Below are 12,014 nucleotides of genomic sequence, written 5' to 3' on the forward strand. Positions count from 1 at the left end.
GGCCGAAGCCGGAGTGGATTTAGGTGAGAGCGCTGTGGGAGACAGCGTCTCAACGACTGGCCTCATCACGGGCTTGGCTCATCTTGCCAGCCAGTGCCTTGAGTGCCTCATTGGCAAAAATATCTTCCAGATCAGCGGAAAGCTTGCGGCGCCAGTTGGGATATTCGTAACTGGTGCCCGGTACGTTGACCGGCTTGTCCATCTCCAGCCAGTCTTCCAGCTGGGTACTGAACAGGGCGCAGCTGCCGCGGGACATGTGGATCTGCAGACCGTGGTTGAGTTCGGTGTTCATGCCGACCCAGTTCACGTCATGACTGATGTTGTCAGAGATGACCTTGTGGGCATGCAAGCTGTCGAGGATCCGCTGTTTGGCCTGGTGGCGATCAGCATACAGAGTCTTCAAAACATCTTCATCCGGATACAGACCCAGTTGACGGCCGAGTGCCAGATCGTCGCAGTGCCAGAAGCCCTTGAGGGTCGGCATGTCGTGAGTGGTCAGGGCCGACATCGCCTGCTCGGTGTAGTGCGCCGGGGAGATAAAGCCGCCATCTTCCTTGGAGCGCTCGAAGAAGAACACCTTGTAGGAGTGAACGCCGTTCTCTTTCAAAGTCACGTCGATCCCCTCCGGCACGGTGCCCAGATCCTCGCCGATCAGCAGGCACTGATTACGGTGGGATTCGAGGGCCAGAATGCCCAGCAGATCGTTGACCGGATAGTAGATGTAGGCGCCCTTGGCGGCGGACGCTCCGGGCGGTACCCACCACAGGCGCAGCAAGGCCATCACGTGGTCGATGCGCAGTGCGCCGCAGGAGCGCATGTTGGCACGGAACAAGTCCACCATCGGCTGGTAGGCCGCTTCGAACAGCTTGTTCGGGTTCATCGGGGGCAGGCCCCAGTTCTGACCAAGCGGGCCGAGGATATCGGGCGGCGCACCGACCGAGGCTTTCGGGCAGTAGAGATCCTGGTTGGCCCAGATCTCGGTGGAGCCTTCGGAGACGCCCACTGCCAGATCCCGGTAGATCCCCATCACCATGCCAGCAGCCTTTGCACGGGCATCGGCTTGCGCCAGCTGCTCGTCGGCCAGGAACTGCAGATAGAGGTAGAAGTTGACATCTTGCGGGTGCGCGGCCATCCAGGCGGCAACGGCAGGATTGTGGTAATCGCGCAGCTCCTGCGGCCATACCGGCCAGCCCCAGGCATTTTCGCCTTTGGCATAGAAGTGGGCCTGCAGGGCATCAAATGCTGCCTGCTGTTGCAGGCTGTCGCCACCGGCGGCCACGAAGGCATCTAAGGCGGCCTGACGCTCGACACTCAGGGTGGCTTCGTCGAACACCTGACGCAGCATGCCGAGTTTGGTCTGGATCACGCCGGTGTAATCGACGTTCTCTTTGGCGCGCAGATCGGCCAGATGTTGCTGGAAGGCAGGGCTTGCCACTTCCGCTTTCAGGCGATCGCTCTGCTGGAATTCGGGCACCGCTTCCACATTGATATAGGCCACGTTGAGCCAGCGACGGGAAGAGGGGCTGTAGGGACTGGCGCTCTCCGGATTGGCCGGATAGAGGGCGTGGATAGGGTTGAGGCCGACGAAGTGGGCACCCCAGGCGGCCGCTTTCTCGACCAGCTGGCCCAGATCGCTGAAATCACCGATACCCCAGTTGTGGCGGCTGCGCAGGCAGTAGAGCTGCACGCTCGGGCCCCATACCTTGCGGCCATCGGCAATCGGCGCCTGCTTGTAGCAGGCCTTGGGGGCAACGATGAGGCGCATGGTGGCCAACGGCTCGTCATTGCCCTCTTCCAGCAGCACCAGCTGGTGATAACCCAGCTCCGGGGCCATATCCAGAGTGACGCGATAGGCCTGGCACTCCATCTCTTCAAATTCGGCCACGCCGACCAGCTCACCCTCGATGGGGGTGAATTGACCGGACAGCACTGCACCCTGCTCCTGCTGGAGCTGCCAGGTGAGGGCGTCGTTGACGAATTCGATGGGGAGGCGAACCTCAAGGGTAACTGCGTCGCCGGTGCGAACCACCATCACAGGATCCAGCGCCCGCAGCCAGTGCTGACGATGTTCCTCTTCCAGCTGCTGCACCAGTGCGGCCTCGTCATCGACGCGGTAGCCCATGGCGCCCAGCATGGCGGCCTTGCTCTCTTCTGATACCTGGGCCGGGTGGCCCCAGGCATCGACATACTCGCTGGCGATACCTTTTGCGGCAGCCAGCTGTTCAATCAGGGTGGTCATAGTTTGAGAATTCCCGCTGTGGATTCTATCTATACTATTTTGTTTGATTTTTATGGGGTGGTACTTGAACAGTGGCTCTTTGGCCATGCTAAACCGCGCACATTTTTACATATCTCAGTGAATGGTTGTGTGACCGAGTAGGCACTATTGTTGATATCTGCGCGATGCCACGATCTGGCACTTTTTTCGTCAAAACGTGGTAATCAGTTACATAAACAGAAAATTAATTTCACAGTTTTTCATGATATAGCGCAATTTCAGACAGAATGTTGGTTGACTCACCGGAGAGTTCTAGTAAATTTACAAGCGGAATTTTCTTTGACTACTGAACAGTTAGGTAACTAAATATGACTATCAAAGTAGGTATTAACGGTTTTGGCCGTATCGGTCGTTTCGTATTCCGTCTGGCTTGCGAGCGTGCAGACATCGAAGTTGTTGGTATCAACGACCTGATCGATGTTGACTACATGGCTTACATGCTGAAGTACGATTCAACTCACGGTCGTTTCAACGGTACCGTTGAAGTTAAAGACGGCAACCTGGTTGTAAACGGCAAAACCGTACGTGTTACCGCTGAGCGTGACCCGGCCAACCTGAAGTGGGGCGAAATCGGTGTTGACGTTGTTGCTGAAGCTACCGGTCTGTTCCTGACCGACGAGACTGCTCGTAAGCACATCGCTGCTGGTGCCAAGAAAGTTGTTCTGACTGGCCCGTCCAAAGACGCTACCCCGATGTTCGTAATGGGTGTTAACGACTCTACCTACGCTGGCCAGGACATCGTTTCCAACGCTTCCTGCACCACCAACTGCCTGGCTCCGATCGCCAAGGTTCTGAACGATACCTTCGGTATCGAGTCTGGCCTGATGACCACCGTTCACGCTACCACTGCTACCCAGAAGACCGTTGATGGTCCGTCTGCCAAAGACTGGCGCGGTGGCCGCGGTGCGGCTCAGAACATCATCCCGTCCTCTACCGGTGCAGCCAAAGCTGTTGGCGTAGTTATCCCGGAACTGAAAGGCCTGCTGACCGGTATGGCTTTCCGTGTTCCGACTCCGGACGTGTCTGTTGTTGACCTGACCGTTAACCTGAAGAAAGCTGCCACCTACGCAGAAATCTGCGAAGCGATGAAAGCTGCTTCCGAAGGCGCTATGAAAGGCGTTCTGGGCTACACCGAAGACGAAGTTGTATCTACCGACTTCCTGGGTGAGCGTCAGACCTCCGTATTCGACGCCAAGGCTGGTATCCAGCTGAACGACAAATTCGTTAAAGTTGTATCCTGGTACGACAACGAAATGGGCTACTCCAGCAAAGTTCTGGACCTGATCGCTCACATCTCCAAGTAATTTGGGATGCGCAATCGCGTAGCTTGAAAAAGGCGGCCATTGGCCGCCTTTTTGTTTTTCGGTTTCCCCTGATGACAGGAGTCCACATGCAATCCATTCGTCCCCTGACAGCCAATTGCAAGCTTGCCAACAATGCGGCCGGCCTGCCGGTTCTCACCATTAATAACGACTATGCCAAGGCCGAGATCAGCCTGTTTGGCGCCCATGTGCTGAGCTATCAGCGTCATGGCGAGCCGGCCTCCATCTGGCTGAGTGACAAGGCGGTGCTGGATGGCAGCAAGCCTGTTCGCGGTGGTATCCCGATCTGCTGGCCCTGGTTTGGCCCGGCGCCCGCCCGCGTCGGTAGCGGCAAGCCCTCCCACGGTTTTGCCCGTACCACCCTCTGGATGCTGGACGGGGTCTCCGATCACGCTGACGGCACGCTTGTTCATCTTTCCCTGCGCGACAGCGATGCGACCCGCGCCCTGTGGGATCACCCCTTCGAGCTGGAACTGGACGTGCTGGTGGGCAAAGAGCTTTCGCTGGTGCTGACCACTCGCAACACCGGTAGCCAGCCGCTGACTTATAGCGGTGCGCTGCATACCTATTTGCAAATCAGTGCGCCGGAAGCGGTGAGCGTCACCGGTCTGGGCGAGCCCTATGCCGACAAGCTGACCGGGCAGGATGCCAAGCAGCAGGCTGCATTGACCCTGAGCGGGCCGCTGGATCGGGTCTACTGGCAGCCAGAGGCGTTGGTGAGCGTGCAGGATGGTAAGCGTGAGACCCGGGTAGTGAGCGGCAACCACGACAGCGTGGTGGTCTGGACCCCCTGGCTGGAAGGGGCCACCGCCATGGCCGACATGAGCGACGATGGCTATCGCACTATGTTGTGTGTCGAGGCCGCCATCGCTGGCGAGGCGGGGGTGACCGTTGCGCCGGATGAAGAGCACAGTCTCTCTACCGTGATCATCTGAGCAGGATGAGATTCAGATAAATAAAGAGGGCTCCCGCGGGAGCCCTCTTTGCATCTCGTGACGGCGGCAATCAGGCGTTGCCCTGGGTCTTGAGCTTGAGTTCGGCGGCGAAATTGAGCATCCGATCGAGCGGGATGAGGGCCTTTACCCGCAGCGCTTCATCGACATGGATCTCGTGGCGCTCGGCACCATCGGTGAGCGCTTCCTTGATCGCCACCAGACCGTTCATCGCCATCCAGGGGCAGTGGGCGCAGCTGCGGCAGGTAGCGCCATCGCCACCGGTCGGTGCTTCCACCATCTCTTTCTCCGGACAAGCCTGCTGCATCTTGTAGAAGATGCCCCGATCGGTCGCCACGATCAGCTTCTGCTGGGGCAGCTCCTTGGCCGCCTTGATCAGCTGGCTGGTGGAGCCCACCGCATCGGCCAGCTCAATCACCGAGGCGGGGGATTCCGGATGAACCAGCACGGCGGCATCCGGATTCTGCTCTTTCAGCTCGCGCAGGGCGCGGGCCTTGAACTCGTCGTGGACGATGCAGTGGCCCTGCCAGCGCAGCATCTGCGCCCCGGTCTTCTTCTCGATATAGGCACCCAGATGGCGATCCGGGCCCCAGATGATCTTGTGACCCAGACTGTCGAGGTGTTCGACGATCTCGAGTGCGATGCTGGAGGTCACCACCCAGTCAGCCCGCGCTTTGACGGCGGCCGAGGTATTGGCATAGACCACTACGGTATGGTCGGGATTGGCATCGCAGAAGGCGGAGAACTGTTCGATGGGACAGCCCAGATCGAGGGAGCATTCGGCCTCCAGAGTCGGCATCAGCACCCGTTTGTGAGGGCTCAGGATCTTGGAGGTTTCCCCCATGAAGCGCACCCCGGCGACAATCAGGGTCTGCGCCTCGTGATCGCGACCAAAGCGGGCCATCTCCAGCGAGTCACCGACGAAACCGCCGGTGGCTTCGGCCAGCGCCTGGATCTCGGGATCCGTGTAGTAGTGGGCAACCAGTACCGCTTTGCGCTCCTTGAGCAGCGCCTTGATTTCTGTGGTCAAGGTCGTTCTCTGCTCGGCACTCAGGGGAAGAGGTTTGGCCGGAAAGGGGTAGTCCATCGCGACTACCGGCGGGACACTGCTCAGTGCATTGTTCATTGCGACTGTTCCATCAACGCTCGGGAAGGCAAAAATTATAACCATAAGCCTGTCACAAACCCATCAACAAATCGGGTGAAGCGCAAGTGGGCGAATATACTCAAGTAATTCGTTGTTATTCTGCCATAAGGAGTTGTCGCATGAAGCAACGTTCCCTCAAGTTCAAGTTGTTGTGCCTTACCATGGGGCTGTTTCTGCTGACCGGGCTGGCCATGACCCTGTTGCAATCGGCTTCTTTCAGCTCCCTTCGCAACATGGTGATGACCCAGACCAGCGATGCACTGGAAGAGGAGGTCTCCCGCAGCCTGCAGTATCAGGCAGAGCGTTATGCCATCCAGATTGCCTCGCTGATGCAGAACTCCTATCAGATCCCCCTGACCGTGACCGCCCAGATTGAAGCCGGTATGGCCAAACCGGAACTGCGGTTGTCGCGGCCCCAAGTGGAGTCTCTGCTCGGCAGCAGCCTGCAGCAGGCGAGCGGGATCAGCTCCATTTATGCCCAGTTTGAACCGGATGGCTATGATGGCGAGGATGGCAACTGGCTGGGCGGGGCCAGCCACTCGGTGGCAGGCAAGGGGAGTCTGGAGGTCTATTTCACCAAGGATCAGGGAGGGGCCGTCGCTCAGCAAGCGGTGGACGCCGCCGCCAGCGAGGCCAAGTTTGATACCTCCCTCAACGAGTTCGGCATTCGCAACAGCGAGTGGTATCTCTGTGGTCGCGATACCCGCCAGCCCTGCCTGATGGAGCCCTACCTCTACGAAATCAGCCCGGGCAACAAGATGCTGATGACCAGTCTGACGGTGCCCGTGCTGCGTGACGGCAAGTTTGTCGGGCTGGCCGGGGTGGATATGAACCTGCCCATCTTCCAGCAACTGGCTGAAAACCTTGGCAAGAGCCTCTATGACAACAAGGCGGATGTGACCCTGGTCAGCAAGATGGGGCTGATTGTGGGCAGCAACCGCTATGCCGACAAGCTGGGCCGTCCACTCAAGGAGGTGGGCCTGACCCTGCCTGACGGTCAGCCGGTCAGCAGCGACAGTGACTTCATTCTTCATCAACCCATCCGGGTTGAGGCAGCCAATACCCAGTGGTGGTTGATGATCAAGGTGCCCAAGGCGCTGGCGCTGAGCAAGGCGCACGCCATCAGCAATGAACTGGGCACCCTGCTGGTGGATGCCCAGCGGCAGCAGATCATCGCCATGGGCGGGATTACCCTGTTGGTGCTGGGGCTGTTGGTCTGGTTTATCCAGACCATCACAGCGCCGCTTTCTCTTATCAGCCGCCATGTGGGCCATCTCTCCAGCAACGAGGGTGACCTGACCCAGCAGATGGAGATCGACACCCATCAGGAGCTGATCGATCTGGGTTCTCAGCTCAATGCCTTCCTCGGCAAGCTGCGGGGTATGGTGCAAATGAGCAAGGGGATCGGCCAGCAGGTCTACCAGCAGGCGCGGGAGATGAAACATACCGCCGACACCATGCGCAACAGTCTGGACGAGCAGAATCTGGAGCTGGAGAGCGTGGTGAGCGCTATGCATCAGATGAGCACCACGGCAGTCAGCGTGGCGGGTTATGCCGAGCAGGCGGCGCAGGAGTCGGAAGCGGCGACCCACCATATCAATACCGCCCAGCAGACCCTCAGCAATGCCCGCAACGAGATCCATACTCTGGTCGGCGATATGCATGAGGCGGATAAAGCGGTGGCGCTGGTGGCCCAGCGCAGTACCAATATCAGCCGGATCCTCGATGTGATCCGCGCCATTGCCGAGCAGACCAACCTGCTGGCCCTCAACGCCGCCATCGAAGCGGCGCGGGCGGGTGACATGGGCCGCGGCTTTGCGGTGGTGGCGGACGAGGTGCGGGCGCTGGCCAACAAAACTCGTGAATCGACCGACGAGATTGGCCAGCTGATTGGCAGTTTGCAGACCGAGGTGAGCAGCAGCCAGCGTCTGATGAATACCGGCATCGAGCGCTCCACCACCACGGTGCAGGGCACCGAGCAGGCGTTCGAGGCGCTCAATCGGGTGGTGGCCCAGATCCAGCAGATCCACGACCACATCAGTCAGGTGGCCACCGCTGCCGAGCAGCAGAGTGCGGTGAGCGATACCATCAACCAGAACCTGATGCGGATCGGTGATACCGCCAACGTGATCGGGCAGGAGGCCAGCTCCAGCCATCAACTGAGCGAAGCGCTGGAGCAAGCAGCCACGGCGCTGGCCAGTCAGCTCGATCGGCTGCGTACCTGAGTAGCCGCCAGAGAGACAAAAGCCCGCGAGCGATCGCGGGCTTTTTTATGACTCGATGGCAGAGTTGCGTCAGTTGCGGGGTTCAACCAGCAGGATGTGGGAGTCGGCCCCCACCACCCTGACCTTGCTGCCAGCTGGCAGCGACTCGTCGCAGCGCACCGTCCAGACCGTGTCGTCCAGATGTACCCGGCTGGTGCCTTGGGCGACATCATCCAGCAGGGTCAGCTCGCGGCCCATATAGCTCTGCATCCGCTCGTTGATGGTGCTGGCGGCATCCTGACCCGAGTTGTCACGCTGGTGTTGCCAGCGCCACCAGGCCCAGGTGGTGAGCAGGGATTGCACCGCAAACAGCAGCAACTGCGCCTGCCAGCCAAAGGGCCAGATCAGCAGCAGTAGCCCCACTTCCAGCGCGGCGATGCCGGTCCAGAGCAAAAAGCCCACCGAGCCGAGCACCTCGATGGCCAGCAGAATGAAGCCGAGCCCCAGCCAGTGCCAGTGGGTCAGCCCCTCTAACAGGGCTGTCATGACTTGCTGCCCTTGCCATCTTTGTTGAACAGCTCGGCCATGCCAGCCACCGAGCCAATCAGGCTGCCCGCCTCCAGCGGCATCATGATGATCTTGCTGTTGGGGCCTTCACCGATGCGGGCCAGTGCCTCGGTGTACTTCTGAGCCACGAAGTAGTTGATGGCCTGCAGGTCTCCTTCCGCAATTGCCTGGGAAACCATATGGGTCGCCTTGGCTTCCGCCTCGGCTGCCCGCTCCCGCGCTTCGGCGGCGAGGAAGGCGGCCTGACGCTCACCTTCGGCTTTGAGGATCTGGGACTGCTTTTCGCCTTCCGCTTTCAGGATTTTGGACTGGCGCACCCCTTCGGCTTCCAGCACCTCGGCCCGTTTCTGGCGCTCGGCCTTCATCTGGGCGTTCATCGCCTCGACCAGTGCCAGCGGCGGGCGCACATCTTTAATCTCGATACGGGTCACCTTGATGCCCCAGGGGGCGGTGGCGGCATCCATGGTGCGCAGCAGCTTCTCGTTGATGGTGTCGCGCTGGGAGAGCATCTCGTCCAGCTCCATGGCGCCGAGCACGGTCCGCATGTTGGTCATGGTGAGATTGCGGATAGCGCTGGTGAGATCGTTGACCTCGTAGCCCGCTTTACGGGCATCCACCACCTGCACAAAGCTGATGGCATCGATGGTGACGTTGGCGTTGTCGCGGGAGATCACCTCTTGTGCCGGGATATCCAGCACCTGCTCCATCATGATGATCTTGTGGCCGACCCGATCCACATAGGGGATCAGCAGGTTGAGACCCGGGGTCAGGGTGCGGGTGTAGCGGCCGAAGCGCTCCACCGTCCAGTTGTAGCCCTGGGGCACGATCTTGATGCCCGCGCTCAGGGTGGCGAGCACCAGGAACACGAAAATCCCTAGCACAATCAATGATTCATTCATCATTTAGCTCCTTATGAAACACAGTCCCTAGCCTATGGTCTGGCGTCAGGTACCACAAGTGACTTTGTACGCCTTTGTCATGAATTGGCTTTGCTAATTACCAAAACGCATTAAAAAGCATTTTTTATTATTTTGAGGGATAAGCTGCCCTGCCTATAGTCGCCCCATATTAGTCGTGTTCCGAGGGATGGGCCGAAATGGATTATTTACCTATGTTTGCCAAGTTGGAAGGCCGCCCGGTACTGCTGGTGGGCGGGGGCGAGGTTGCCCTGCGCAAGGCGCGCCTGCTGCTGGCAGCCGGTGCCCGGCTGACCCTGGTCTCCCCGGAGCTTGAACCGGAATTTGCGGAATTCACCGGTCGTTTTACCCATCTGGCGGAGCGCTTCACCCCGGCCCATCTGGCAGGCCAGATTTTGGTGGTGGCGGCGACCGACAACCTCGAAGTCAACGCCCTCGTTTATCAGAGCGCCAACCAGCTGGGTCTGTTCGTCAACGTGGTGGATGACCCCAAGCGCTCCAGCTTTATCTTCCCCTCGATCATTGATCGCTCGCCGCTGATGGTGGCGGTCTCCAGCGGCGGCAAGGCGCCGGTGCTGGTGCGCCTGCTGCGCGAGCGGCTGGAGAGCCTGCTGCCGCGCCATCTCGGCGGACTGACCGAGCTCTCCGGCCGGGTGCGTGACAAGGCCAAGCGGGTGCTCTCTTCCATATCCGACCGTCGCCGCTTCTGGGAGCGCGCCTTTGCCTCCAACACCCTCGCCAGCCTGATTGAGAAAGAGGATTGGCAAGGTGCCGAGCAGTGGCTGAGCGATGGTCTCGACCAGGCGAAAAGCGAAGTGGGCGAGGTGGTGCTGGTCGGCGCGGGCCCCGGTGATCCGGGCCTGTTGACCCTCAAGGCGCTGCAACAGATTCAACAGGCCGAAGTGGTGCTCTACGACCAGCTGGTCTCGCCTGAGATTCTCGATCTGGTACGCCGCGATGCCACTCTGGTGTCGGTCGGCAAGAAGGCGGGTGCCCACAGCGTGCCGCAGGAGGAGACCAATCGCCTGCTGGTGGAATACGCCAAGGCGGGCAACCGGGTGGTGCGGCTGAAAGGGGGCGATCCCTTTATGTTTGGTCGTGGCGGCGAAGAGCTGGAAGTGCTGGCCGATGAAGGCATCCCCTTCTCGGTAGTGCCCGGCATCACGGCCGCCGCCGGGGCCACCGCCTATGCCGGCATTCCGCTCACTCACCGTGATTACGCCCAGAGCGCCGTCTTTATTACCGGCCACTGCCAGAAAGAGGGCAAGGAGCCCGACTGGCAGCAGTTGGCCGCCACCAGTCAGACCCTGGTCATCTACATGGGGCTGATGCGCTCCGAGCATATCCAGCAGCAGCTGGTGGATCACGGCCGAAGCCAAGCCACCCCCATCGCCATCATCGAGCGCGGCACCACATCCCGTCAGCGGGTGTTGACCGGCACGCTGGCCGATTTGGCGGAGCTGGCCAAACAGGCGGTGAGCCCGTCGCTTATCGTCATCGGCGAAGTGGTCGCCCTGCGCGAGCGGCTGGCCTGGTTTGGAGAAAAAAGCGGCGAGCAGCAGCGCGCTAACCCGGATCTCGATGGCTGCGACCTCAAGCTGGTGCAGCTGGCCTGACCGAGAAAGAGATATTTGATGCGGCTGCTGGTGCGGCCGCGCACTGAACCACCCAGCGCCCCGAGCAGGCGCATAAGCAATGACCCGAGGACCAACATGGACCGTGAAAGATTGACGCACTTGCAGCAGCTGGAAGCCGAGAGCATCCATATCATCCGCGAGGTGGCTGCCGAATTTGAAAACCCGGTGATGATGTACTCCATCGGCAAGGACTCCTCCGTCATGCTGCACCTGGCCCGCAAGGCCTTCTATCCGGGCAAGATCCCCTTCCCCTTGCTCCACGTCGATACCGACTGGAAGTTCAAGGAGATGATCAAGTTCCGCGACGAGACAGCCAAGAAGTACGGGCTGGATCTCATCGTCCACAAGAACCCGGAAGGGCTCGCCATGGGCATCAACCCCTTCGTCCACGGCAGCGGCAAGCACACCGACATCATGAAGACCGAGGCGCTCAAGCAGGCGCTCAACAAATACGGCTTTGACGCCGCCTTCGGTGGCGCCCGCCGCGACGAGGAGAAGTCCCGCGCCAAGGAGCGGGTCTACTCCTTCCGTGACAAGTCCCACCGCTGGGATCCGAAGAACCAGCGCCCCGAGCTGTGGCGCGTCTACAACAGCCAGGTCAACAAGGGGGAGAGTATCCGGGTGTTCCCGCTCTCCAACTGGACCGAGCTGGATATCTGGCAATACATCTATCTGGAAAAGATCGACATAGTGCCGCTCTACTTCGCCGCTTACCGTCCGGTGGTGGAGCGCAACGGCATCAAGATCATGGTGGATGACGATCGTATGCCCATAGGCCCGGAAGACGAAGTGAAGCAGGAGCTGGTGCGTTTCCGCACCCTCGGCTGCTACCCGCTCACCGGGGCCATCGAATCCGATGCCACCACCTTGCCGGAAATTATTGAAGAGATGCTGCTCACCACTTCGAGCGAGCGGCAAGGGCGGCTGATTGACCACGATCAGGCCGGCTCCATGGAGCAGAAGAAGCGTCAGGGATATTTCTAAGGAGT

9 protein-coding genes are annotated in these 12,014 nt (G+C 59.9%); 5 read left to right on the forward strand and 4 right to left on the reverse strand.

Annotated features, from left to right (window positions below):
• Positions 1 to 49 precede the first annotated feature (49 nt).
• Positions 50 to 2,239 carry a 4-alpha-glucanotransferase gene (gene malQ / locus I6L49_RS19310; protein WP_216950171.1) on the reverse strand — a complete coding sequence of 730 codons (2,190 nt, stop codon included), beginning with the start codon at positions 2,237 to 2,239 and terminating at the stop codon, positions 50 to 52.
• Between the two features lie 347 nt (positions 2,240 to 2,586).
• Here malQ and gap point away from each other — a divergent pair, with 347 nt between their 5' ends.
• Positions 2,587 to 3,582, forward strand: coding sequence for a type I glyceraldehyde-3-phosphate dehydrogenase (gene gap, locus I6L49_RS19315; protein WP_005335708.1), 996 nt, complete (start codon positions 2,587 to 2,589; stop codon positions 3,580 to 3,582).
• An 86-nt stretch (positions 3,583 to 3,668) separates the two neighbouring features.
• Complete coding sequence (locus I6L49_RS19320) at positions 3,669 to 4,535, forward strand: D-hexose-6-phosphate mutarotase (RefSeq protein ID WP_111900206.1); 867 nt, start codon at positions 3,669 to 3,671, stop codon at positions 4,533 to 4,535.
• Between the two features lie 70 nt (positions 4,536 to 4,605).
• Here I6L49_RS19320 and nadA read toward each other — a convergent pair whose 3' ends face one another.
• Positions 4,606 to 5,679 (reverse strand): quinolinate synthase NadA, encoded by a 1,074-nt coding sequence (gene nadA / locus I6L49_RS19325; protein ID WP_216950172.1) that lies wholly within the window; start codon positions 5,677 to 5,679, stop codon positions 4,606 to 4,608.
• 140 nt (positions 5,680 to 5,819) lie between these two features.
• Here nadA and I6L49_RS19330 point away from each other — a divergent pair, with 140 nt between their 5' ends.
• Positions 5,820 to 7,925, forward strand: a complete 2,106-nt coding sequence (locus tag I6L49_RS19330; protein ID WP_216950173.1) for a methyl-accepting chemotaxis protein — start codon at positions 5,820 to 5,822, stop codon at positions 7,923 to 7,925.
• Positions 7,926 to 7,994: 69 nt separating this feature from the next.
• Here the strand turns inward: I6L49_RS19330 and I6L49_RS19335 are convergent, their stop codons facing one another.
• The gene (locus I6L49_RS19335) at positions 7,995 to 8,450 is read right to left on the reverse strand and encodes an NfeD family protein (protein ID WP_005354718.1); all 456 of its coding nucleotides are present in this window, start codon (positions 8,448 to 8,450) and stop codon (positions 7,995 to 7,997) included.
• On the reverse strand, positions 8,447 to 9,370 hold the full coding sequence (locus I6L49_RS19340; protein ID WP_005335703.1) for an SPFH domain-containing protein: 924 nt from the start codon (positions 9,368 to 9,370) through the stop codon (positions 8,447 to 8,449). Before I6L49_RS19340 ends, I6L49_RS19335 begins: the two co-directional genes overlap by 4 nt.
• Positions 9,371 to 9,567: 197 nt before the next feature.
• Here I6L49_RS19340 and cysG point away from each other — a divergent pair, with 197 nt between their 5' ends.
• Both cysG and cysD read left to right on the forward strand, forming a co-directional pair.
• The gene (gene cysG, locus I6L49_RS19345; protein WP_069529720.1) at positions 9,568 to 11,004 is read left to right on the forward strand and encodes a siroheme synthase CysG; all 1,437 of its coding nucleotides are present in this window, start codon (positions 9,568 to 9,570) and stop codon (positions 11,002 to 11,004) included.
• Positions 11,005 to 11,100: 96 nt separating this feature from the next.
• Positions 11,101 to 12,009, forward strand: a complete 909-nt coding sequence (cysD, locus tag I6L49_RS19350; protein WP_088868555.1) for a sulfate adenylyltransferase subunit CysD — start codon at positions 11,101 to 11,103, stop codon at positions 12,007 to 12,009.
• The last annotated feature ends 5 nt before the right edge of the window (positions 12,010 to 12,014 follow it).

Source organism: Aeromonas sp. FDAARGOS 1419 (assembly GCF_019047045.1).
In the GTDB taxonomy this organism is placed as follows: Bacteria; Pseudomonadota; Gammaproteobacteria; order Enterobacterales; family Aeromonadaceae; genus Aeromonas; species Aeromonas veronii.